Here is a 25,187-nt window from a genome sequence, read left to right on the forward strand (position 1 = left end):
GTCATCCAGACATGCCTTATGTCGAAATACGTAGGGCATGTCAAAGTCGCATTTGTTATAAATCGCACAGCCATCCTACTTTTTCAATCGGCGCCGTTGATATAGGGCAGAGCCGCTTTTCAAGTGCTTTTGCACATGAGCAAGTCATTCAAGCGGGGAGTTTAGTGGTTATTCCTGCGCATGTAGAGCACGCTTGTAATCCATTACCTGATCAGGCTTGGAGCTACCAAATGATGCATCTTGATGCAACATGGTTAGCTGGATTGATCGAGGAGCTACAGCAAAATATTCAGCTAAAAGTAGAAATAGATACGTTATATTTTCCGAATCTAAAACCAAATATCTTCAATAATTCAAATCTTTACCATGCATTTAGCGCTTTAAATTCTATTTTGTTTGATTCTCACATGTCGATGATACAGAAAGAGCACTGTTTAATTCAGGTCCTGACCGATATTTTGTTACCAAATTTTAATTGGGAAAAAATACAGCCATCTCATTATTTTCAGCAGCATTTATCTGACTTATTGGAATGCCTTGAAGAAAACATTGAGAATCTGTCTTTGCAAGGGCTTTCTGAAAAGATGAACATCAGTCGTTATGCTTTGATACGATTATTTAAACATTACTTTGGCTTAACACCCCATGCCTATCAATTAAATTATAAAGTGAACCAAGCTCGGCAACGATTAAGGGCCGGCTGTGATTTAGCTCAGCTTGCCTGCGAGTTGGAATTTGTGGATCAGAGTCATTTTCATCGTGTATTTAAGCAGCATACCGGCATCACACCGAAGCAATACTATAAAAAAACTTAGCCAACGCAATTTTATACAAGAATAATTTGTCCTGCTTTTCTAAGCTCGCTCCTATCTATCGGGAGAGAATCTATGGAGCTTTTTCTAACCATCGCCATCACTCATTTTATTGCGTTGCTTACACCAGGTGCAGATTTCTTTTTGATTCTAAAAACGCTGATACAAAGTAAGCAACGAGCAGCACAATATACATGTTTGGGTATCGCACTGGGTAATGCAATTATTTTGATTGGAATATATGTCAGTTTGTTTTTGATGGGTCAGATCAATACCAAGTTATTGATCTATATGAAATGGTTGGGCGTGGCTTATTTCGCATATCTGGCTTTTCAATGCTTTGTTGCTGCGCGGTTAGCCCATGGTTCGATTGATATGGTTCCTGAAGAACTTGAGACACACATAAATAATACTAATCTCAAGCAGTTATTGCTTGGTTTACTTTCTAGCTTACTTAATCCTAAGAATTTGATGTTCTATATGGTATTGGTGATCTTGATTTATCCGCAATATCGTTTTATTGAAAATGTTTTAGTCTGTTGTTGGATGGTGGGAATGGTGCTGATCTGGAATCTAGCGCTTGTAAAATTACTAGGTTCTACGATTGATTTAGCTTGGCTAAACCGAAAGCTGCATTATTTATATTATTTGGCGGGTGCAAGTTTCATCTTTTTCATGTTGGTTTTAGTGCTGTCTTAATGAGGAAAAAGACGGCCATCTGACCGTCTTTTTTATTCAACACTATTGAGTGGGTTCAATAGGCTGAGATGGTGTTTTGCTAAAGCTGTGTATCTTTCGATTAATATCATCGATAAAGGTGTACACCACAGGAATCACCAGTAATGACAAGAAAGTACTGGTAATCAAACCACCAATCACCGAGATTGCCATGGGTGCACGGAAACTCGGATCTGTACCAATCCCGAGAGCAATTGGTAACATCCCAGCACCCATTGCCAGAGTAGTCATAATGATTGGACGTGCCCGTTTGTGGCAGGCATCGAGCAGGGCATTGAATCGCGAATAATGCTTTTCATTCCTTGCGATAATAGCGTAATCGACCAGTAGAATTGAGTTCTTGCTGGCAATCCCCATGAGCATAATCAGACCAATCAAGCTCGGCATTGAGAAGCTACTTTTGGCTAAAAGCAGCATCACAAACGCACCGCCCAGAGATAAAGGCAAAGCCACAAGAATGGTAATTGGTTGCAGGAAGTCTTTGAATAATAAAACTAACACCACATAGATGCACAACACGCCCGTTAACATTGCCAAACCAAAGCTTGAGAAGAGTTCCTGCATGACTTCGGCATCACCAATATTGGTACGCTTCACAGTTGGCGGTAAATTCTTCATGGTTGGTAATTGATCAACTTTGGCAGCAATATCTCCCAACGGTTGATTATTTAATTCAATATTGAAGTTAATGTTACGTAAACGGTTGAAACGGTCAATTTGTGATGGTCCACTTTCGATATTGATATCTGCAATGGTACCGAGCATCACAGGGCCTCGACTACCTTTCACCATCAAGCGTTTCATGAGTTCCTGATCTTGACGTGCAGCCAGTGGAAGTTTAATTACCACAGGGACTTGGCGTTGAGATAAGTTCAATTTAGCAAGGTTTTGATCAAAATCACCAGCGGTTGCGATTCGTAAAGTCTCAGCAATATCATACGTTGTCACGCCTAAATCAGCCGCTTTTGCAAAATCAGGACGAATCACTAACTCAGGACGAATCAAGGCTGCACTCGAGGTGATACTGCCTACATTTGGAATGGTACGTAATTCACGTTCTAGGCTACGAGCAGTTGCAATCAATGCTTCTGGATCATCACTAGATAAGGCCAATTGGTATTGACTATTATTCCCAGCCAAGCCAACTTGAATGCGTGCGCCTGGAAGCGGAGCAAGACGTTGGCGCAATTGATCTTCAATGTCTTGTAAGCTGGCACTACGATCGGAACGTGCAGTAATTTGGATTGTCAGTGTTGCTTTACGTGGTTCGCTCGAAGCGCCACCTGCAAAAGGATCTGTTCCAGCAGCACCGCCACCAATCGTGGTATAGATGCTTTTAATTTCAGGATGATCTTTAATTAGCGTACGTGCATATTCTGCGGTCTTAAGTGTATCTCCAAACTGTGAACCCGGGGGCAGCTCCAAACGAACTTGAGTTTGTCCGGTATCGGGTGGTGGGACAAAACCTGTAGGTAGCAATGGAATTAGCATGACTGAGCAAATAAAGAAGGTAATTGCACCAGCTAAAGTAATCCAGCGATGATTTAGACACCATGTCACCAAACGCATGTAGCCACGCATGACTTTACCGTCTTTAGCGCGGTCTTTGGCTAGACTGGTTGTGCCATGATCACTGATATTTGGTGCTGTTGTTGATTCATCTTGTTGTTCAACCCTGCCGACCCATGGTTTTAGAATATAGGCGGACATCATTGGGGTGAGTAAACGCGCAACAAGCAGTGAGGCAAAGATAGCAAGAGCCGCTGTCCAACCAAACTGAACGAAAAATTTACCTGCGATACCACTCATAAAGGCAGTGGGTAGGAATACTGCAATTAATGTGAAAGTCGTGGCAATCACGGCCAGACCAATTTCATCGGCGGCTTCCATAGCCGCCTCATAGGGCGTTTTCCCCATGCGTAAATGCCGTATGATATTTTCAATCTCAACAATGGCATCATCGACCAGAATACCAACCACCAATGACATGGCTAAAAGCGTAACTGTATTGAGGGTAAAGCCAAAGAAATACATACCAATTAAGGCAGGTAAAATCGATAATGGCAGGGCAGTTGCAGCAATGATGGTGGCACGCCAGTCACGTAAGAATAGCCACACCACCAAGATCGCTAATATCGCACCTTCATACAACAGTGACATAGAACCTTCATAGTTATCCTCGACAGGCTTTACAAAGTTAAAGGCTTCGTTGATTTTAATATCGGGATGTGCTGCTTTGAGTTTATCTAATGCGATGACGACACCTTTTTCTACATCAACCTCACTGGCACCTTTGCTTCGCGTAATCTCGAAGCCAATGACAGGTTGGCCATTTAACAAAGCTGTAGAGCGTCTCTCTGCAATACCATCGCGAACAGTGGCAACCTGATCCAGACGAATATGTCGGCCATCACTCAATGCAATATCCATTGTGCCAATTTCATCCGCTGTTTTTACTGTCGCTATGGTACGAATGGATTGTTCACTTCCACCGATCTTGGTTTGGCCACCAGAAGCATCTTGCTGAATCAAACGTAATTGACGGGTAATATCGGTTGCAGTTGCATTTAGAGCCAAGAGCTTTTCGGGATCGAGCTCAACCACTACCTGACGAGTAACACCACCGACACGAGCGACAGCACCAACGCCTTTGACCTGTAACATTGCACGAGCAATATCATAATCAACAAACCATGACAAAGATTCTTCATCCATCTTTGGCGATTGGATGGTGTAGGTTAAAATCGGAGAGCCTGAAAGATTAATCTTGCTGACAATTGGATCTCGTAGATCAGCAGGTAAATCCGAACGGACTTGTGACACTGCATTGCGCACATCATCAACTGCTTCTTGCAGTGGTTTTTCTAGTTGAAACTCCGCAGTGACAGTGACAACACCATCTTGAATATTGGTGTATTGATTTCGCAGGCCTTGCAAGGTTGCAATCGAGTTTTCAATCTTGCGCGCAACTTCAGTTTCAAGCTGAGGTGGTGCAGCACCAGGAAGTGCGGCTGTGACCGTCACCATCGGTAGTTCGATGTCTGGAAACTGCTGAATTTTCATCCATTTAAAACATAACAATCCTGCCAAACCGAGCATAATAAACAAGAGAATGCCAGGAATCGGGTTTCGGATCGACCAAGCAGAGAAATTCATATTATTTCTCCTGTGTGGTCACAAGTTGTTTGCTAAGCGGAGTCTCTGGAATATCTTTAGCGATACTGACCAAATCACCATCGGTTAAGAAACCTGTACCTGAAGAAACCACTTTTACATTCGCAGGTAAATTCAAGAGTTCGACACGATCTCCTAAACGGCGACCCACATTGACTTTCTGTTGAGTCACACGATTTTTGTCATTGACAATAAAGACATAGGAAAAACCATCGCGTAATAGCAGGGCAGTTTGAGGAACTGTCAATGCAAGCTTTTGCCCTAAATCAAATTCACCTTTAACAAACATACCCATACGGACTGCCTGAGTCGTTGGAATATCTACATAGACCAAGCCATAACGAGTTTGTGGGTCAATTACAGGTGCAATCATTCTCACTTTGCCTGTCACTGCGGGTTGGGCAGGATCAGGTGAAACGATATGCGCGGTCATGCCTTGTTTAAGTTTGTATAAGTCAGAAGTTGTGACTTCCGCACGCCACTCTAAACGATGATCGCGGATCAAGCGGAAAAGCTCTTGTCCTGTTTGCGCTAAAGAGCCGACGGTTGCAGTGCGAGCCGAAATTACGCCATTATCTGGTGAAACCACTTGAGTCTGCGCTAAACGTAATTGATTACTTTCGATCTGTGCTTTGGCTGCATCAAGACGTGCTTGGGCCGTGGCTTGAGAGGTTTGATATTGGGTGGATTCCTGTGCTGAAATTGCACCTGTATTTTTAAGCTGCTGGATGCGTTTGTTGTTGGTGATTGCATCTGCAAGAACGGCTTGTGCCTCGGCATAACTTGCTTTCGCTGCCGCAAGATCGGCACGGATGGTTTCACTGTTAATTTCAGCCAAAACCTGACCACGTCGAACGTCATCACCGACATTCACATTCACACGGGTGAGACGCTGGCCTGAGAGTTCACTGCCAATCACCACTTCTTGCCATGCAGCAATATTGCCATTTGCAGTGAAAGTCTGTTTCCAGTCCTGTTGCTGTGGAGAAACGACAGTAACGGTGAGCGCTGCTTTTTGTGCAGTGGTTTCTGCATTTTTAGCTTTGTCTGCACCTGTTGATTTTTTAGCAGTTCCAGTCTGCCAAATTCCGATTGCAACAATTAAAAGTGCAACAACAATTGCTAAAATGAGCCAACCCTTTTTCTTTATTTTCTTGGGAGTTTGAGAAGTCATCTTTCCATAGTCATCAAGTTTTGATGGCTAAGTATAGACGAAGATTTCAACAGTTGGTCAATACAAACAGACAGATAAAAAAATTAATAGAGTTGCTCATCTTTATTACCTTTGAGTAAAGAAAAGATGTGAATTTATTCATATTGATGCATTTTAGCTTTTCCCAAAATGATAATTATTACTCAAAGTGGCAGTAAACGATTCGAGACCACATTTTTCATGACGATGGTTGAGGTGAGTCGCTGTACATTGGGTAAGGCTGACAGACTATCGTCATAGAGTTTCTGGAAACTTGCCAAATCTTTAGCAACAACATGAAGTAAATAATCGGGATTTCCAAATAAACGTTGTGCCTGAATAACATTGGCAATTTCAGTGACTTTTTCTTCAAAGCTGGACAGGGCTTTTTTATCCCCATCTTTTAAAGTCACAAAGATAATTGCCGAGAAATTGAGACCGATTTTTGAGGCTTCCAGATCAGCATGGTAACCCTTGATCACACCAGTTTCTTCCAAAGCTTTAACACGGCGATGGCATGGAGACAGGCTTAAACCAATTCGTTCTGCCAATTCTGTAATAGATAATCGCCCATTTGCTTGTAACTCAGCAATAATTTTCTTATCAATGCGATCCATTTAGAAGAATCTCCCTATGGGCTTTGAAGATATAGAAGTATTTGGAATAACATTTTCACCATTAAAGCATATCCTTTCTCAACAATCTTCACCAAATGGTGAAAAAGCAGGCTATTAAAAAATAGCGTTGGTGATGTAGGAAGGGCTTCGCTTATGGAACTTAGTGTGATTTTTGCTTTTTGGTGTGTTTCAATTTTATTTGTACTCACACCAGGTGCAGACTGGGCCTACGCTATTCTTGCTGGCATCAAAGGTAAGTTTATTTTGAATGCTGTTACAGGTCTGGTACTTGGGCATTTAATTGCAATTTTATGTGTGGCAGCGGGTGTAGGTGCGTTGGTACAGCATTATCCGATCTTGTTGACTACAATGACGATTTTAGGTGCGTGTTATTTGTTATGGATGGGAATCAATCTATTTATACGTCCAGCGACAATTTCGAATGATCACAATGAAATACAATCTTTAGATTCAGCACGTTCATGGTTGATTAAAGGGGTAGGCATCAGTGGTTTAAACCCAAAAGTGTTATTGCTATTTTTTGCTTTGTTACCTCCATTTATCCAGCCGAAAATGGCATTTTCTCCGACGGCTCAGATTATTTCATTAGGACTGATTCATTTGTTGAGTTGTGCTGTGGTGTATGTATTGGTTGGTATTGCAGCAAAGAAATTACTGAGAACCCGACCTTTTGCAGTGCAAGTGGTCAGTCGTATTTCTGGAGGGCTGATGATGGGCATCGCGGTGATCTTATTTATTGGACAAATTTAAAACTCAACGATTTTTATAAATAAAAAACCCCGAATATTCGGGGAGTGCGTTATAAAACCAATTTTAATCGTTTGACCACTTCTTCACACTGTGCCAAATCTGCAACAAGTGCCATTCTGACATGACCTTCGCCCGGATTACCTTGTTCAGTATCACGAGACAGATAACGACCTGGTAAAACCTTGATATGTGCTTTTTCCATCAATATTTTGGCAAAAGTCTCATCATTATCTACTTTTAACCAATAATAGAAGCCTGCATCTGGTTTTTGTAACGGTAATAGGTGGCCTAGTTCAGACTGGAATAAATCAAATTTGGCACGATACTGTTGACGGTTTTCTTCAACGTGCGTTTCATCATTCCATGCTGCAATAGAAGCCAGTTGATTTTGTACAGGCATTGCAGCACCATGATAAGTGCGGTATTGCAAATATGGTTTTAATAGGGCAGCATCACCCGCAACAAAACCAGAACGCATGCCTGGTAAGTTTGAACGTTTAGAAAGTGAATGGAAGACGATACAATTTTTATAATCATCACGTCCCATTTCGGCACAGACTTCTAAAAGTCCGATGGGTGCTTGATCAAACCAAAGTTCCGAATAACATTCATCGGATGCAATCACGAAACCATATTGATCAGACAGGGCAATCAACTTTTTAAACTGTTGTTTTGAAAGAACGGTTCCTGTTGGATTACCAGGAGTACATACAAATAGTAATGCTGTCTTTTCCCACACTTCTGCTGGAACTGCATCAAAGTCACCTAAGTAACCATTTTCTTCAGTACAGTTAATGAAATAAGGTTTTGCACCTGCAAGCAGGGCTGCACCTTCATAAATTTGATAGAACGGATTTGGCATCACCACATATGGTGCATCTTCACGCTTAATCAGTGCTTGAACAAACGAAAAGATGCCTTCACGAGTACCAGAAACAGGAAGAATATGATCTTCTGCACTAATCTGATTCAACTGGAAGCGATTTGTGAGCCACTGTGCAATACTTTGGCGTAGTTCGGGTAAGCCTTTACTGTTTGGGTAGGTTGATAGATGAGCAAAGTTATCAATAATTGCTTGTTTAACAAACTCTGGTGCAGGATGTTTTGGTTCACCAATTGATAAAGGAATCAATGGTAAATTGGCAGGTTGCACATCTTTAAAAAGTTGATTTAACTTTTCAAAAGGATAAGGGTGCAATAAAGACAAGCTAGTGTTCATTTAAACAGTTACCAAACAATAAATTTAAGACGGATTACAAATTTGATTCGATGCTTCATCTAAAGCGGCTTTTAAGCTTGCCGCAAAAGTTTTTACTTCTTCATCGGTCAACAAGACACCATTTTTCTTGGTGACAAAGAAAATATCCTCTGCACGCTCACCCAGTGTCGCAATTCTGGCTGAATGAATATCTAAGCCTTGCAGCATAAATAGGCCACCAATACGCGCCAGTAGACCAGGGTGATCGAGGGTGGAGATTTCGACCATGTGTTGCTGTAAGGTCGGATTGAGGACAATATCCACGGTATTCTGCACATCAAAATGGCGTAAATGACGTGGGATACGGCGTTGCATAATCCCCGGATATTGATCTGAATGGCTCAATGCATCAACCAATGCGGCTTTCACTTTGCTTTCGCGGTCAGGATCAGTCAACAAGGTACCAAAACGATCAAGTACCAAGTAGGTATCTAAGCTGAATGAGGTAGAAGCGGTAATAATTCGTGCATCTTGAACATCAAGATTCATCCGATCCAGTACCGCAACCGTCGTTGCAAATAAGTTTGGTTGGTCACGGGTATAGATAAAGATCTGAACCGCATCATCGGCAGCATTACGATGCGCACGTAATAAAACCAAAGGTTCTGGATTATCGCCGTGCTGTAAGATTGCTTGAGTATGCCATGCGATTTCATTGGCTGACTCTTTAACAAAGTATTCATCGCCCAGCTCTTGCCAGACTTTCTCAACTTCGGCCAGAGAGAAGTTATTGACCAATAGTTCACTAGCAGCAAATTTGGTATCTTCAATCAGCATTTGATAGTCGACTGGGCGGCCTAAACCTGAACGGATCACGTCACGCGCATAGGTATATAGCTGACGCATTAACGAAGCTCGCCATGTATTCCACAGTTTTGGATTGGTCGCATTAATATCGGCTACAGTTAGGGTATAGAGATAATCTAAATGCTCCATATCACCGACTTTTTCTGCAAAGTCTCTGACTTCATCAGGGTCGGAAATATCTTTTTTCTGTGCAGTAAGTGACATCAGCAGGTGATTGTTAATCAGCCATGCAACGAGTTTGCATTCACGTTCAGTGAAACCATGGGTACGGCAGAACTCAATCGCATCGAGCGCCCCAAGTTCACTATGATCACCGCCACGACCTTTGGCAATGTCATGGAAAATTGCAGCCATATACACGATGTCATGACGGGTAATACGTTGGAATACCGAACTCACTACAGGGAATTCTTTAGCAAATTCAGGTTCTTTAAAACGACTTAAATTACGAAGTAGCAGAAGAGTATGTGCATCGACTGTATATATATGGAATAAGTCGTATTGCATTAATCCTGTAATCTGTCCAAATGCAGGGATGTAATTGCCAAGAACACCGTAGCGCTTCATGGCCACCATCGTGTCATAGAGGTGCGGCGAGCGAATAATCGACATAAATAAAGCTTGATGTTCTGGATTATCGCGGAAACGTTGGTCAATTCGTTTTGCTGCAAGGACAAGAAGACGCAAAGTACGGGCACGAATCCCCGTAATTTCTGAGCGGTTTGCCAACAGATAGAACAATTCTAAAATCGCGCTTGGCTCTTCTGAAAATACTTTATGATGCTGAACAGCAAGTTTGCCATCGACAATTTTAAAACGCTCATTAATCTCAATGATGTGACGTTCATATTCAGGCAGACGCGGGGTGATTACCGACTCATTGAAATAGGCAAGTAGCATTTCATTTAGCGTTGAGACTTGTTGTGCAGTTCGATAATAACGCTTCATGAATTGTTCAACCGCAAAATTAACGGGTTGGCCTTCTTCACGGACATAACCAAATTTTGCTGCAATATCACGTTGATATTCAAACAATAGGCGGTTTTCATCACGCTTTGCTAAGCGGTGTAAATGGGTGCGGATTTCCCACAAAAAGCTTTCAGCTTCTTCCAGAACACCCAATTCAAATTCAGTGATAAAACCCAAGTGAACTAAATCATAAATACGATTGACACGGAAATGGCGTTTAGCAATCCAACCAATCTGGTTGATATCACGAATACCACCTGGGGCATTTTTAATATCAGGTTCTAAATTGCTCTCGGTATTATTGTGTTGCGCATAACGTTTGGCTTGTTCAGCCATCTTGGCATCATAGAAGGTTTGATCTGTCCATGTTTGCGCCACAATACGGCGCGGCCATTTTGCCAGTTGCTGATTGCCTGTAATTAAACGTGCTTCAATCAACGTAGTCGCGACAGTTAAATCATTAATGGCTTGTTCAACACAGTTTTGAATGGTACGAACGCTGATCCCAGGTTTGAAATTACCGACATCCCATAAAGATGAAATGAAGGTAGAAATGAGTTTTTCTTGTTCTTCACTGATTTCATCCTCAGACAAAATCATGATATCGGTATCTGAATAGGGCAGCATTTCATGACGACCATAACCACCCACTGCAAATAAGCCCAGTTCAGTTTGGTCTAAACCTGCATGATTCCAAAGAAAGATCAGGGCTTCATCAATAGAGTCTGAACGTGCGCCAATCACTTCACGAATAGGTTGACCATTTTCATAGCTCTCCTGTAATTGCTTTTCTACATCTGTACGCCATTGATTAATGGCTTGAATATCATGAAGACTGGTGACGTAGTTCAACAAAGGAGAGGTCTTGATCATAAAGCTGGGTCTTCTATCAAAGCCCCTCTAAATAAGAGGGGAAGTTGTGATGGTAATAACCTAAAGGTCATCTTAAGCGTTGGTTTGTACACTCACTTGGTCTGCAGCCTGCTGAGCCAATTCACGCGCAAGATCAGTTGTTTCGGCACGGGCAGTTGCAACACCCATACGGCGGCGTTTAAAACCTTCTGGTTTACCAAATAAACGTAAGTCTGTGTTTGGATTGGCTAAAGCAAGATTCAAGCCAGTGAAACTCAAGTTTTTAGCATCAACACCTGCATAAATCACAGCACTAGCAGCGACACTATGGCGTGCTGTATTGACAGGCAGACCGAGAATTGCACGGGCATGTAATTCAAATTCACTTTGGAATTGTGATGCTAGAGTCACCAAACCTGTGTCATGTGGACGAGGAGAAACTTCACTAAACCAAACTTTATCGCCTTTAATAAAAAGCTCTACACCGAAGATACCACAACCGCCTAAAGCAACAGTGACTTTATTGGCAATGCGTTTTGATTCTTGTAGGGCAGCAGGTGTCATCAATTGTGGCTGCCAGCTTTCGACATAGTCGCCTGAATCTTGGCGGTGTCCAATCGGATCACAAAAATGTGTTTCGATTTCACCCGTTTCTGGATTTTTGGCACGAACCGTGAGAAGGGTAATTTCAAAATCAAAATCAATCTGCGATTCAATAATCACCGTACCTTGATTGACGCGACCGCCTTGCATTGCATATTCCCATGCAGCATCCACTTCATCAAAACTTTTTACACGTGATTGACCTTTTCCTGAAGAAGACATCACAGGTTTTACAAAGTTTGGATAGCCGATGTCATCACATGCAGCGCGGAAGCTTTCCAGAGTATTAGCAAAGCGGTAGGCTGAGGTCGGTAAGCCAAGTTCTTCTGCTGCTAAACGACGAATCCCTTCACGGTTCATGGTGAGGTTGACTGCTTTAGCAGATGGGATCACTGTTGCCGTTTGGCTCTGTTCAATTTCAACTAAAACTTCAGTCTCAATTGCTTCAATTTCAGGAACAATTAAATTGGGTTTGATCTTTTCAATCAGTTGCTTTAACTCAGTTGGATCCGCCATATTCAGGGTATAAGCATAATGAGCTACTTGCATGGCAGGTGCATGATCATAGCGATCTGCAGCATGAACTTCGACACCCAAGCGTTGTAAAGAAATCACAACTTCTTTACCTAGCTCTCCAGAACCTAACAGTAAAACCTTAAATGCAGAAGATTGAAGTGGAGTTCCAAGAGTGACGCTCATGCGAATAATCCTATCCTGAGTAATTTGCGTTTAAGCATAGCAGAACTTTTTGCTGAATTAAGCTAATCTGACACAAAAAACATGCTTTTTGTTAGACAGAAAATAGCACTTGGGACGGTATTTGTCTGTTTAAACATTAACCTGATAATTGAGTTGTAAGTCATCTGCATTTTGTCCGCGAATCCCCCAATTACATTTAGGTGTTTCAAAAATAGTAATTTCAATATCTTGTACTGAAATTCCACATTGCTGTTCAATATAATTGAAAATGCTTTGAATCAAACGCTTTTTTGCCTCGGTGGTTCTACCCTCAAACATTGAAATTTCTATAATTAGATAATGCTGACTTCGATCATTCGGATAGCTAAAGTCTTCTTTAGCCAAAGAAATAAAACGCTGAAATTTCTTTTCAATGGGGTAGTTCAAACTTTCAACCAAAGCCTGATGGATGGCATGAGAAAGTTGAACCCTAAACTGCTCGATGGTAGTTTGTAAGGCGTAAATTTTGATTTGTGACATTGTTGATTTCTTCCTTCTTGAAATTTTAATTTTTTATATATGGACAAGTCTGACAGTATGCTGAACAAGAGCATAAAATCAACTACTTAGAATAAAATGGATTCTGTTGGGTAAATAAGTAACAAGCATTGAGAATTATCCCCAAATTGACTAGCATAATGGCCAAATGTTTCCTCGGCGATTTGCTATGTTTAATTCAAACTCTCCTGTAGCTGCAATCCTGTTATGCAGTGTGTTTTTATTGGCTGCTTGCGGAAACTCAAATAATGGGCCAAAAGAAAAGGTAGAAATCAAACCTGCACCGAAACTCAATAATGATGCCACAACCTATGCCAATGCAGCATGGAAGTTGATCAATGACATTGATTCGATTGTTTATGATCAGCAAGTAGCTGAGATTGAAGAAAAAGTCAGAAAACCGTTACGTCAACTCAGTACCGATTGGCGTATCAATGTCAAAATGACCGATTCCGTGACGGAAGGGAAATATGCACTTTGCCGTAAAGCATTGACCAGTTTGGATACATGGGCACGTGATGTAAAAGACACTGCTAATGTCTCGACTCAAAAGCAGGCTGATTATGAGCGTGATAAAGCTCAGTGTAAGGATGCAATTGATAATCCTGCTTTAGGAAATACCTCTCCTAAATAACTCGATAGCAATAAAAAAGCGAGATCATGAATCTCGCTTTTTTATGGTTAAAGTCATCAAACGCTTATGAGGTTTTGACCGTTTTGGTTGCTTCTGGTTTTGCTTTGCTTGCGTCGTGTTTGGCCGTATCCTTCATTTTTGTCATGTCATGTTTTGCAGTATCGGTTGTTTTGCTTGCTTCTTTTTTGGTTTTTACCACACTTGTTGCAACACATTTGCCGCCTTTATGATTTGGTCCTGTGCCACCTTGAATTTGAGTTCCTTTCGGGCAGGCAAATGCGCTAGCACTGAGTACTGTAAATAAACCTGCGGTTAGAATCGTTGCAATTTTTCTCATGATTGTCATCTGCATCGGATAAGCGATAGTGCTTAGCTTTAATGTAGATGGATTGAAGTCAATAAAGCAGATTGATTTTGTGAAATATTTTAGAGCATGCGTAGCATTTTATAGTAAGAGTTTGTCTTTTAATTTATGTTTAAGCTTAGAAGCATATTGCAGAAATTGGATTGCTTAGCGATTTAAAATAAAAAGACACTATGCTTATTCTTTGAGATGACCTACTGTTGCCAGCTTTCTGAGCAGATCAAGATCAATCACTTCAATTTTTTTAAATCCTAAATGAATGACTCCTTGTTGCTCGAACAGGTTCAGTTCCTGATTCACTGTTTGTCTTGATATGGTTAGCATATTGGCCAGTTGGTCTTGTGAGATTTGAATGCTAAAATCCTGAATAAACGAACGATTGCCATAACCCTCTAAAATAAACAGTAAGCGTTGTGCCAGACGTTGACTAATGCTCTGCGTTTGAATCGCAATTTGCTCTAAAAATACATAGCGCAGTTTTTGACTGGTTAGCAAGGCAAAGTAGTACCAGTAATACGGATTTTGTAGCAAGAAATCGTTCAGTGGTTGCGCTGGTATTTGCAGAACCACACTTTTCTTCAATGCAATGGCATCATGTGAGCGGGGTTGCTGGTCGATGAGGGAAATTTCACCAAACCACATGATCGGCTCTGCAATAGCGGCAATCGCTTCATTGCCATTTACGTCGATATAACCCAGGCTGATGGAACCGTCCAAAACACCATAAACTCCGTCAAAAGTATCTTGAGCATTAAATACCGCGGCATTTTTTTCAATGAAATGCTTTTTGCCATGCTCAATAATAAATTTTTGAAAGGGTTCTGCCAAATGACTAAACCAAGCGTTTTGTTGCAAATGTTTGATGTAAATTGGGTCTAGCACAACATTTCCTTTGTTAAAAATAGATCCATTTGTCAGCTACATGACAACTTCACATGTATATTTCTTATAGATTAACAGCATAAACGAATTATATGAGGAATGATAAATGACAAATTTGGAACGTCTACTCAGCCAGTATGCGGCTTATCACTTAGATCGAAGTAATATAGTGACCCATTTTGTGGGGATTCCGTTAATTGTTTTTTCCATTTTATGCTTAACTGCCCGTGCAGGTGTGGACATCTCAGGTGTCTCAATCACCTTAGCAGTGGCACTGATCGTTCTGAGTACACTCTATTATATTTCTCTAGATAAACTATTCGGCATTCTGATGCTGATTTTATTTATCTTGGCTTATCCATTGGCTGTCAAAATTGCAGCTTTACCAATGTGGAGTTGGCTAGGCGCCAGTATCGGTATTTTTGTGGTGGGGTGGGTATTTCAATTTATCGGTCATTATTTTGAGAAGAAAAAGCCTGCCTTTGTTGATGATTTGATTGGTTTGGCCATTGGACCATTATTTGTGCTGGCAGAGTTTGTTTTCTTGCTCGGATTCCGCAAGCCTTTACATGAGCGTATTTTAAAAGAAGCGCAAATGAAACGCGCTGCAATGGATATGAAGCCACAAACAGTGTCTTAAGTTAGTTTGATGTAAAAAACCGATATCAATACGGATCGACTTTTTTGATTTGGATAAAAGAGCACGGATTGCTCGTGATATCGGAACTCTTTTGAAAACGATTGATTAATGTTGATCAATAAATATTTGAATCGTCTTGATGACTAATTTTGAATGCTCTCGGGGAGGGAGTGTCCACACTGGGGGATAATGTACGTTTCAGTGTGGGTGTATCCAGCCAATCGTTTGGGTTGTTATAGACTACTATATGCATCATGTTCGACATACATGATCAGCAATTTAGAGGATAATCTCTGTAAATCCGATTTTAACGACCAATTTCGGAACCCAATAGCTAGTGGTACACCAAGGAAAAGGCTTAAATAAAAAAAACCGCCAATAAGGTCATCATTGGCGGTTTGGAAATCAGAAAACTGATTTATACATTAAAACGGAAGTGTAATACATCGCCGTCTTGAACAACATAGGTTTTACCTTCTAAACGCCATTTACCTGCTTCTTTGGCACCATTTTCACCGTTGTATTGAATGAAGTCATCATATGCAACACATTCTGCACGGATAAAACCTTTCTCAAAGTCTGTGTGAATGACGCCAGCTGCTTGTGGCGCAGTTGCACCGACTTTAACGGTCCAAGCACGAACTTCTTGTACACCTGCTGTGAAGTAAGTCTGCAACCCAAGTAAGCTATAACCTGCACGAATCACCACATTTAGACCAGGTTCTTCCATACCCATCGCTTCTAAGAATTCAGCGCGATCTTCATCTTCTAATAATGAAATCTCAGCTTCGATCTGGTTGCAAAGTGGAACGACAATGGCATTTTCTTCAGCAGCAAGTTTTTTTACTGCATCAAGATGTGGATTATTTTCAAAACCATCTTCTGCTACGTTCGCAATATACATGGTTGGTTTAAGCGTCATTAAACCGAAACCACGAACAGCTTTACGTTCATCATCAGAAAGATCAGCTGCGCGTGCTGGCTTACCTTCATCAAGTAAAGGCTGGATTTTTTCTAAAACTGCTTTGGTTGCAAGTGCTTCTTTATCGCCACCTTTTGCTGCCTTAGTCAAACGTAACAAAGCTTTTGCAACGGTATCGAGGTCAGCAAGTGCAAGTTCAGTATTGATGGTTGCGATGTCATCTAATGGGTCAATTTTACCATTTACATGAATCACGTTTTCATCTTCAAAACAACGAACAACGTGTGCAATTGCATCAGTTTCACGGATGTTAGCAAGGAATTGGTTTCCCAAACCTTCACCTTTTGATGCACCAGCAACCAAACCTGCGATATCAACAAATTCCATTGTGGTCGGGATAACACGTTGCGGTTTAACAATTGTTGTAAGTTTATCTAAGCGTGGGTCTGGAACAGGAACAATACCTGTATTGGGTTCAATGGTACAGAAAGGAAAGTTTTCAGCTGCAATCGCTGCCTTTGTTAATGCATTAAACAATGTAGATTTACCTACGTTTGGCAGACCAACAATACCGCAATTAAAACCCATGAAACCACTCACAAATGTGTTATTTAAAAATTGCTGCTGATTTTACATGAAAGCCATGACAAAGTCAGGTCATGGCGAGTGCGGATTATCAATTCGACATTAAACTTTGCGTTTATCAAGCTGTTTGGCAATATTATCGCCGGTACTTTGGACGAGCATGACCAAGACAATTAATACCAAAATGACGGCCAACATCACTTGCATATCAAAACGCTGATAGCCATAACGATAGGCAATATCACCAAGTCCACCTGCACCAATCGCACCTGCAATGGCAGAAGAACTGATCATGGTGACAATAGTCACAGTAAAGCCTGCAATAATTCCTGGCAAAGCTTCAGGAAGTAACACATGCCAAAGAATTTGTTTACGATTACAGCCCATCGCTTGTGCAGCTTCAATCAACCCTTGGTCGACTTCACGCAGACTGACCTCAGCAATACGGGCGAAGAACGGAATCGCGGCAATGGTTAAGGGCACAATTGCAGCCAACACCCCATAGCTGGTGCCGACGATCCATCGGGTAAATGGAATCAATGCCACCATTAAAATCAGGAAGGGGACAGAACGGGTAATGTTAATGACCCAGCCTAATGACTGATTGATTTTCTTTGAAGGATAAATTCCAAAATCAGCAGTACTGACTAGAATCAACGCAATTGGTAAACCAATCAAAAAGGCAAAGATGGCTGAAACACCCACCATGACTAAAGTATCGATTGTTCCTGTCAGTAGTAAATCAATGAGCTGATTGTGCATAACCGATCACCTCAAGTTGTGTAATTGCATGATGTTTTTCAAATTGTGCGTCATTTAAGTCAAATTCTAGATTGCGATTACCAATGACCAGCGAGCCAATTGTTCGTTGTTGAATAGTATCCACTTGACTGTAATAGACTTGAATTGAGCTATTAAAACCACTCAGCAAGTCGTATAAATCAGGAACCGATTTCGATTCACTTGCGTATTTCAATTTTAAAATCTGATGGGTAGTGTTGTTCTGATCAACGGTTTGGCTCAGTTCAAAGGGTAAATTCACTTTTTCAAGATTGAGTAATTCTTGCGTGATTTGTTGTTGTGGATCGGAAAATACCGACCAAACTTGCCCAAATTCGATGATTTCACCATGATCAATCACCACGACTTGATCGCAAATCTCCTGTATGACCTGCATTTCATGTGTGATCAAGACAATAGTTAAACCCAAGTCTTGGTTGATCTGTTTTAATAAGGACAGAATATTGGCAGTACTCTCAGGATCAAGTGCCGATGTTGCTTCATCACAAAGCAGGATTTCAGGCTCAGAAACCAAAGCACGGGCGATACCGACACGTTGTTTCTGTCCACCAGACAGTTGAGATGGGTAATCATTTCGCTTTGCTTCTAATCCAACTAGCTTCAGTACATCATTAACCCGTTGTTCAATCTCTGTCTTTTCATAGCCTGCAATACGTAGCGGTAAAGCCACGTTTTCCCACACAGTTTTGGCGGACATTAAATTGAAATGCTGAAAAATCATGCCAATTTTTTGCCGAGTTTTGATCAACTCGGCATGACTCAAATCAGCAATATTTTGTTGATGAATTAAAATACTGCCTGTATCAATTGACTCTAATCCATTTAAAGTGCGGAGCAAGGAAGATTTACCTGCACCGCTTTTTCCAATAATCCCAACAATCTGTGCTTTGGGAATATCGAGGTCAATGTCTTTTAAGGCGTGTAAGCGTTGGCCCTGTACGTCATAAAATTTATTTAGACCGCGTATTTTCAGATGTGGAACTGAAAAATCAACTTGTGAACCAAAACTCACCATCATTGTTCTCCTTATTTCCAACCTGGGAACCAGAGCGTTGGGCCGAAATCGCTATCTAAGGCAGCTTTAACTTTTGATGAGTTTTGATAAATCTCGACAAATTTCTGTAGTTTGTTGTCCTTATCCTGATAGTCATCACGCACCACAAATAAAATGGCATAACGTTTGTTGGTATTGTCATCAAACAATAAGGCACTTTCAGGATCAGCTGTTTTTGCCAAGCGTAAGTAATGCGGATAACCAAACGCTAAATCAACATCATCAATCGCACGTGCAGTTTGAGGACCTTCAACTTCGGTAAATTTCAGATTTTTCGGATTTGCGGTAATGTCTTTCAGTGCAGAAAGATGATTATTGCTGTCTTTAAGTTCAATCAGCTTCGCTTGTTGTAAAAGCAGTAGTGCACGACCTTGATTCACGGGATCATTGGGAATGGCAACAGTTGCACCATTTGGGAGCTCATCAAAGCTTTTATATTTTTTGGAATACAGTCCTACATGCGAAGCCGCACCTGCAGCAAAGGATTTTAATTTATAACCAGTTTCCTTAATCGCATTATCCAAGAAGGGTTGATGCTGGAAAAAGTTCGCATCAATGTCACCATGATTTAAGGTAATGTTAGGCGTATTCCAATCGGAAAATTCCACCAATTTCACATTTAAACCTTGTTGTTTCGCTTCATCCGCAGCGACTTGTAAAGGATGTGCAAACGAAGGGCTAATACCAATCACTAGTTCACTACTGTTACTGTGTCTTTGTTTATTCCAAATGAATAGCGCGATAATTGCGATAACAACGACAAGGCCAATACCCAACCATTTTTTTGAGGCAGTTTGAGCCATTTATTTCTCCAATTCTATTCTTAAACGTTTAAGTGCTAGGCACTAATTTCTTCAATTGTTTTTAGATCTTGTGCGTTGTTCTGCGATCTCCATCGGAACTGATCGGCAGGATGGCTGGCAGCTAAATGGTCACCTTGAGCAAACAGTTTGTTGCGTAGTGAACCTGTTGCGTATTCGGTTTTATAGCGTCCACGTTGTTGTAATTCTGGAATCACCAGGCGAATAAAATCATGATGTGATTCAGGCGCAACGGTACGCGTTAGGTTAAAACCATCAATGCCTGTCTGATCAAGCAGTTCAATGAGATACTCAGCAACTTCAGCACCACTCCCTACAATCAGCGGATAACGTCCACCGAGAACATGCTGTGCTTTCAGGTCATTTTTACTGATGCGTTGTTCTTTAAACTTTTCATTGACGGAAGCAATGCTGTTGCTTTTTTGATAGGGAATCGCTTCATCATCAGTAAACTTGGCAAGGTCAATACCAACTGAACTGGCATAATGGGCTAAACCTGCTTCAGGGCTAGCATATTGGCGATATTCAGCCAGTTTTTGCTGTGCGAGTTCGTGAGTTTCGGCCACAACAACGGTAATCCCGACAAAGATCTTAATGTCATGCGCATCACGACCTTGCTGTGTTGCTTGCTGTCGTATCTTATTGACTTGCTGACGAATTTTTTCAGGTTGATCACCACCAATAAAAATACATTCTGCATGACGGGTAGCGAACTGTAATCCTTTCGGCGAAGCACCGGCCTGAAATAAGGTTGGTGTGCGTTGTACCGAGGGCGCTACCTGAAACACACCTTGGCTTTGGTAATATTGGCCTTGATGATGAATCGAGTGGACTTTGTGTGGATCAGTGAAAATACGTTGTTGCTTGTCTTTCTTCAAAGCATCATTTTCCCAAGAACCTTCCCAATATTTATAGCAAAGCTGTAGGAACTCCTCGGCTTGATCATAACGCGCATCATGATCTTTTAAGCCTTTTTGCCCAATCAGCCGTTCGGCACTGTCCAGATAACCTGTGACAATATTCCATCCGAGACGACCTTGGGTTAAATGATCAAGACTGGCAAAACGGCGTGCAAATTGATAGGGTTGTTCATAGCTGAGATTGACGGTCACGCCAAAGCTTAAATTCTGTGTCACCAAAGCCATGGCCGAAATTAAGGTGGAAGGATCATGACTGGGCAACTGGATCGACTCTTTTAAGGTCAGATCGATCCCATTTTGATAGACATCATAAACCCCCGTAATATCCGCGAGAAATAAACCATCAAACAAACCTTGTTCTAAGGTTTGTGCCAATTCAGTCCAATAACTCAATTCATTAAAGCGATGTGATTGATCCCGAGGATGCGTCCATAAGCCATGATTGATATGACCGACACAGTTCATATCAAAGGCATTTAATAAGATTCTTTTAGCAGTCGTTTGGCTCATTACAAAGTTCCCCGACGTGGTGGTAAAATACCGTTCAGGACATAATTGCCAATAAAATAATATTTCCAGCGTGCAGCATCATGCAATGTATGTACACGTGCATTACGCCAGTGACGATCAAGACCATCCGCACGTTGACTACCACGGCTGCCAGCCAGTTCAATCAGTTTTGATGATGCCTTTAAAGCAGTTTCTGTACTATGCGCACGGACTTTGGCGACATCAATTGAGGCTTTGGCTAAGTTCTCTGCATTCAGTTCTTGCTTAGCGATATCAACTGATTGAGCTGCTTGTTTGAGTAGTAATTCACTGGCTTTGACATCGGTTGCCACACGACCCAGTTCAGAGAGGGTTAAGGGGTCTTGAGTGGCGGAATCAATATTGGCATCAATCCAAGGGCGGGCAACACGCACACGCTCCAGTGTTTCCTCAAAGGCAGCACGAGCAATCCCGACTTCAATCGCAGCATGCATGATTTGAGCAAATGGGCCGACCAAAGACAACTGCTTGAAAGCGGTATCAAAAGGAATGACATCCTCTTTGGCAACGAAGACCTGATTAAACTTGACTGTGCCGCTGCCCGTGGTGCGTTGCCCAAAGCCAGACCAGTCATCAATGAGTTCTAATCCTTGGCTGTCGCGTTGTACAAAAGCCAAAAACTCATTGCCTGATTCATCCACCACTAAGGTTGGAATACGATGAGCGAATAAACTGCCTGTGCAATAAAACTTTTCCCCTTGAATCAGATAGCCATTTTCGCGTGGAATTAAGGTGGTTTGTTTATGTGCAGAAGTGCGGGTTTTAAATTCGGCTAATGCATTACCAAACCGCGCACCTTGTAATACTTCTTGATAGAGGCGTTTCTTTTGCTGTTCTGTCCCTGTATTCCGCAATACTTCCAATGCATAAAAATGGTTTTGTGGAATCTGGCCGATTGAACCATCCGCACCACTAAACAGAGCAATCACTTTGGCAACGGTTAAGCTTGAAACTTCTGCACCACCATACTGCTTAGGTACGGTAATCGCCCATAAACCTGACTGACTATAGGTTTCGATTTCAGTAAATGGCAAATTTCGATTTGCATCGCGTTCAACAGCCGCTTGTTTAAACTGTTGACTGAGCTGGGTAGCAATTTCTAGGGCTTCGGCATCACTTTGGATAATATGTGCTGCTTTAAAATTGGTTTTGGCAAAACCTTGTAATTCTTGATATGACGTCATGATGATGTGCTCCTTAAATCCAGGCATGGCGGGCAGGGTGCGTACCATTGAGGTAATAGTCACCGATGGCATGGAATTTCCAACGCACAGGATCGTGTAAGGTGTGTACACGGGCATTGCGCCAGTGTTGATCAAGATTGTGCTGGCTCAGACTGGCGCGGCTGCCTCCAAGTTCCAGTAATTTCTCGGAGATATGCAGGGCTGCATCATTGGCATAGATCTTTGCTTCAGCCACTAAAATTGAGACGCGAGCAGCTTGCTCGGCAGAGATTTCAGGGAGTTGATCTAGCTCATCCAGATATTCGGCAGCATCATCGAGTAATAAAATGGATGCATCAAGCAGGATATTGAGCTTACCGACCTCTTGCAGGGTGTAATGTTCTTCACTGGCTTTTTCTACGCCTGCATCAATAATGGGGCGTGCTTTACGAATACTGGACAAGGTGTCATCAAAAGCTGCTTCGGCAATGCCAACATCAATTGCAACCTGTAAAAGTTGAGAATACGCACCGCGAACATTTGGGGTTTCAGCAATAATGCGCTCATCAAAAAATAGAGCAGAATCAACGACAACGTTGTGTAGTTTTACCGTGCCACTTGCTGTAGTACGTTGACCAAAGCCATTCCAGTCATTAATCACTTCAACACCAGCAGCCTGTCGGTCAACGATCGCCAGTACGCTATAGCCATCTGGATGCAAGGCACGAATGGCCAGCCAGTCTGCAAAGCTGGTTCCAGTCGAATAAAACTTTTCCCCATTTAAAAAGTATTGACCATTTTTCAATGTTAGAGTGGTTTGAATGGCTTTAGTATCTTTAGAATTTTTTTCAGGTCCACCATTGGCAATGCGTTTGCCTGCGAGTATTTCAGCGTAGATAAACTGCTTTTGTGCATCTGAACCAACGATATTAATAAAATTTAAAAGGCCGAATTGGTTTTGTGGAATTTGTCCAACATTGGCGTCGGCTTTACTTAAAATACGAAACACATGGGCTAATGTCTTATTGGAGACAAAAGCACCACCATATTGTTGCGGTACACGGATTCCACCGAGACCTTTTTGGCTAAACTGAATAATTTGTTCGATGGGTAAAACACGATTTTGATCTCGATCATTTCGATCTTCTAATGCAAAGTCAGCAACTTGATAGGCAGCATTGATGGCCTGCTGATCATTTGAAATCAGTTGTGTTTGAACTTGAATCACTGATTGATTACTGGACATGTGAGCACCTCTAATAGATAAGAGATACTTTACAAAAGTTTTACTTTTCAACTAAACCATCAGTTATGGCTTGTATATCACAATAATTCCTAAGCATTTTTTATGAGAAAAATAACAAAAAAAATAATATTAAATACTTATATAAAACAGTATCTTGAATTTATTTTTAATTTATCAAACAGTATGAAAATCCATTTTCTATGAATGAGAGGAATATTCTCACCATGAAAATTTATAAAGAGACTTCGCCAAAATTAAAAAAAGATCGAACGAAAAGGACATTGTATTCATTAACTTTTACTTCTAAAGTAGGGAAAACCTTATGTTTGATCGAATAGAAAAATAAATTTGGAGAGTTTATGCGGGTTTTATACCAATTTCCTTTGTCTCACTATTGTGAAAAAGCTCGCTGGTTGTTAGATCATAAGGAGTTGGACTATGTAGCACATAATTTAATTCCAGGTTTCCATCGCGCTTTTACCTATTTAAAGTCTGGGCAATATTTATTACCTATGCTGAAAGATGATAAGCGCTGGGTTGCTGATTCAACACAAATCGCTTTATATCTTGATACGACATATCCTGAACATGCGTTATTGAGACGTGATGAGCAGTTACGCGAGCAAGCTTTAGAAATCGATAAATTGACTGATGAACTTGGTGTACATGTAAGGCGTTGGTCATTGGCACATGCACTGTCAGTGGGTGATCATCCGCTAGAAATCATGATGGGTGAACAAGGCTATTTACGTCAGTTTGAGAAGATTTCTAAACCGATATTAAAAAGTCTGGTTTCGACTAACTATAAATTGAGTCCTGAAAAAGTTGCTCAATCCAAGTTGCGTATGAGCGATTTGATTAGCGATCTGAACCAGCGTTTGATTGATAACCAAGGGCGTTATATGGTGGGCGATCGTCTTGGTTTAGCGGATATTTCAGTCTGTTCTATTCTTGCACCATTATTGGTAATCAAAGGTACGCCGTGGGAACTCGAGAATGATGATATTGAACAGTTTGATGGCGAATTGAAACAATATTATGACTATTTATCAGATCTGCCGATTGGACAATACGTTCAGCGTATTTATGCCACTGAACGTAATGCACGAGTTGATTGGCGAGGTTTGTAAAGCATTCTGCAAGAAAAGCCCTGATTGAAAGTAATCGGGGCTTTTTTATGGGAAAGAAAATGGAAAACTAGCCAATAAAGTAAAAAATAACTAGAGAATAAAATTAATTTTTAAAAGAAAATTCGTTTTAAGCAGAAAATATTAGAAATTATTGCCAAATTTACTTTAAAAAAACTGAAAAGAGGGAAATAATTGTGAAAAGGCTTTGTTATCTTATGTTTCAGGGTGTGATGGGGATCGAAACAAGTGTTCAACTATTGGGAGATCAGTTGAACAGTTGCTCAAAAGGTCTTGTTTCGGCTTTGAGACAAAGATAAACCAAAAGTTTATCGGAATCATGTTTGCGTTATCCATGCGGCATTGTCAAAAGTTAAACGAATGTTTTCCCTTGACCCTTAAAAATTACTGAGTGAACAGTTCCGATAAAATCATAAATTCAGAGTAAGG

Annotated in this window: 22 protein-coding genes; 6 read left to right on the forward strand and 16 right to left on the reverse strand. The window is 41.2% G+C overall.

Annotation, left to right across the window (positions count from 1 at the left end; translation table 11 throughout):
- The first annotated feature begins 11 nt into the window (after positions 1-11).
- Complete coding sequence (locus F909_RS06565; protein WP_005152259.1) at positions 12-815, forward strand: AraC family transcriptional regulator; 804 nt, start codon at positions 12-14, stop codon at positions 813-815.
- Between the two features lie 72 nt (positions 816-887).
- A complete protein-coding gene (locus tag F909_RS06560) occupies positions 888-1,511 on the forward strand; it encodes a LysE family translocator (RefSeq protein ID WP_005152260.1) in 624 nt (207 codons plus the stop codon).
- A gap of 42 nt (positions 1,512-1,553) precedes the next feature.
- Here the strand turns inward: F909_RS06560 and F909_RS06555 are convergent, their stop codons facing one another.
- The 3 genes from F909_RS06555 to F909_RS06545 all read right to left on the reverse strand — a co-directional run bounded on the left by F909_RS06555 (position 1,554) and on the right by F909_RS06545 (position 6,533).
- On the reverse strand, positions 1,554-4,706 hold the full coding sequence (locus F909_RS06555; protein ID WP_005152261.1) for an efflux RND transporter permease subunit: 3,153 nt from the start codon (positions 4,704-4,706) through the stop codon (positions 1,554-1,556).
- 1 nt (position 4,707) lies between these two features.
- A complete protein-coding gene (locus F909_RS06550; protein WP_005152262.1) occupies positions 4,708-5,898 on the reverse strand; it encodes an efflux RND transporter periplasmic adaptor subunit in 1,191 nt (396 codons plus the stop codon).
- A gap of 182 nt (positions 5,899-6,080) precedes the next feature.
- Positions 6,081-6,533, reverse strand: a complete 453-nt coding sequence (locus tag F909_RS06545) for an Lrp/AsnC family transcriptional regulator (RefSeq protein WP_005152264.1) — start codon at positions 6,531-6,533, stop codon at positions 6,081-6,083.
- A 153-nt stretch (positions 6,534-6,686) separates the two neighbouring features.
- On the opposite strand from F909_RS06545, the gene F909_RS06540 reads away from it, so the two are divergent.
- Positions 6,687-7,304 carry a LysE family translocator gene (locus F909_RS06540; RefSeq protein WP_005152266.1) on the forward strand — a complete coding sequence of 206 codons (618 nt, stop codon included), beginning with the start codon at positions 6,687-6,689 and terminating at the stop codon, positions 7,302-7,304.
- A 49-nt stretch (positions 7,305-7,353) separates the two neighbouring features.
- Here the strand turns inward: F909_RS06540 and dapC are convergent, their stop codons facing one another.
- The 4 genes from dapC to F909_RS06520 all read right to left on the reverse strand — a co-directional run bounded on the left by dapC (position 7,354) and on the right by F909_RS06520 (position 13,011).
- Complete coding sequence (gene dapC, locus F909_RS06535) at positions 7,354-8,523, reverse strand: succinyldiaminopimelate transaminase (RefSeq protein ID WP_005152267.1); 1,170 nt, start codon at positions 8,521-8,523, stop codon at positions 7,354-7,356.
- A 24-nt stretch (positions 8,524-8,547) separates the two neighbouring features.
- A complete protein-coding gene (glnD, locus tag F909_RS06530) occupies positions 8,548-11,211 on the reverse strand; it encodes a [protein-PII] uridylyltransferase (RefSeq protein ID WP_005152268.1) in 2,664 nt (887 codons plus the stop codon).
- 72 nt (positions 11,212-11,283) lie between these two features.
- Positions 11,284-12,501, reverse strand: coding sequence for a formate-dependent phosphoribosylglycinamide formyltransferase (purT, locus tag F909_RS06525; RefSeq protein ID WP_171067341.1), 1,218 nt, complete (start codon positions 12,499-12,501; stop codon positions 11,284-11,286).
- 120 nt (positions 12,502-12,621) lie between these two features.
- Positions 12,622-13,011 (reverse strand): tautomerase family protein, encoded by a 390-nt coding sequence (locus F909_RS06520; RefSeq protein WP_005152272.1) that lies wholly within the window; start codon positions 13,009-13,011, stop codon positions 12,622-12,624.
- A 187-nt stretch (positions 13,012-13,198) separates the two neighbouring features.
- Between F909_RS06520 and F909_RS06515 the strand changes: the two genes are divergently transcribed.
- The gene (locus tag F909_RS06515; protein ID WP_005152275.1) at positions 13,199-13,663 is read left to right on the forward strand and encodes a hypothetical protein; all 465 of its coding nucleotides are present in this window, start codon (positions 13,199-13,201) and stop codon (positions 13,661-13,663) included.
- Positions 13,664-13,727: 64 nt separating this feature from the next.
- Here F909_RS06515 and F909_RS06510 read toward each other — a convergent pair whose 3' ends face one another.
- A complete protein-coding gene (locus tag F909_RS06510) occupies positions 13,728-14,000 on the reverse strand; it encodes a hypothetical protein (protein ID WP_032878047.1) in 273 nt (90 codons plus the stop codon).
- Positions 14,001-14,204: 204 nt separating this feature from the next.
- Positions 14,205-14,909 carry a Crp/Fnr family transcriptional regulator gene (locus F909_RS06505; protein ID WP_005152288.1) on the reverse strand — a complete coding sequence of 235 codons (705 nt, stop codon included), beginning with the start codon at positions 14,907-14,909 and terminating at the stop codon, positions 14,205-14,207.
- A 106-nt stretch (positions 14,910-15,015) separates the two neighbouring features.
- Here F909_RS06505 and F909_RS06500 point away from each other — a divergent pair, with 106 nt between their 5' ends.
- On the forward strand, positions 15,016-15,549 hold the full coding sequence (locus F909_RS06500) for an Mpo1 family 2-hydroxy fatty acid dioxygenase (RefSeq protein ID WP_005152290.1): 534 nt from the start codon (positions 15,016-15,018) through the stop codon (positions 15,547-15,549).
- A 418-nt stretch (positions 15,550-15,967) separates the two neighbouring features.
- Here the strand turns inward: F909_RS06500 and ychF are convergent, their stop codons facing one another.
- The 7 genes from ychF to F909_RS06465 all read right to left on the reverse strand — a co-directional run bounded on the left by ychF (position 15,968) and on the right by F909_RS06465 (position 23,610).
- Positions 15,968-17,059: a redox-regulated ATPase YchF gene (gene ychF, locus F909_RS06495; protein WP_005152292.1), complete on the reverse strand. Its 1,092-nt coding sequence runs from the start codon at positions 17,057-17,059 to the stop codon at positions 15,968-15,970.
- Between the two features lie 99 nt (positions 17,060-17,158).
- Complete coding sequence (locus F909_RS06490) at positions 17,159-17,818, reverse strand: methionine ABC transporter permease (RefSeq protein ID WP_005152295.1); 660 nt, start codon at positions 17,816-17,818, stop codon at positions 17,159-17,161.
- Positions 17,799-18,872, reverse strand: a complete 1,074-nt coding sequence (locus tag F909_RS06485) for a methionine ABC transporter ATP-binding protein (protein WP_005152296.1) — start codon at positions 18,870-18,872, stop codon at positions 17,799-17,801. The genes F909_RS06490 and F909_RS06485 overlap by 20 nt, the downstream gene beginning before the upstream one ends.
- 11 nt (positions 18,873-18,883) lie before the next feature.
- Positions 18,884-19,714 carry a MetQ/NlpA family ABC transporter substrate-binding protein gene (locus F909_RS06480; protein ID WP_005152298.1) on the reverse strand — a complete coding sequence of 277 codons (831 nt, stop codon included), beginning with the start codon at positions 19,712-19,714 and terminating at the stop codon, positions 18,884-18,886.
- A 35-nt stretch (positions 19,715-19,749) separates the two neighbouring features.
- Positions 19,750-21,162, reverse strand: coding sequence for an LLM class flavin-dependent oxidoreductase (locus tag F909_RS06475; RefSeq protein WP_005152299.1), 1,413 nt, complete (start codon positions 21,160-21,162; stop codon positions 19,750-19,752).
- Positions 21,162-22,385, reverse strand: coding sequence for an SfnB family sulfur acquisition oxidoreductase (locus F909_RS06470; protein WP_005152301.1), 1,224 nt, complete (start codon positions 22,383-22,385; stop codon positions 21,162-21,164). The genes F909_RS06475 and F909_RS06470 overlap by 1 nt, the downstream gene beginning before the upstream one ends.
- Before the next feature lie 13 nt (positions 22,386-22,398).
- Entirely contained in the window at positions 22,399-23,610 is a 1,212-nt protein-coding gene (locus F909_RS06465; protein ID WP_005152303.1) for an SfnB family sulfur acquisition oxidoreductase, read from the reverse strand.
- A gap of 359 nt (positions 23,611-23,969) precedes the next feature.
- On the opposite strand from F909_RS06465, the gene F909_RS06460 reads away from it, so the two are divergent.
- Positions 23,970-24,740, forward strand: coding sequence for a glutathione S-transferase family protein (locus tag F909_RS06460; protein ID WP_005152310.1), 771 nt, complete (start codon positions 23,970-23,972; stop codon positions 24,738-24,740).
- The last annotated feature ends 447 nt before the right edge of the window (positions 24,741-25,187 follow it).

The sequence above is a fragment of the Acinetobacter sp. ANC 3929 genome, from assembly GCF_000369405.1.
GTDB lineage: Bacteria > Pseudomonadota > Gammaproteobacteria > Pseudomonadales > Moraxellaceae > Acinetobacter.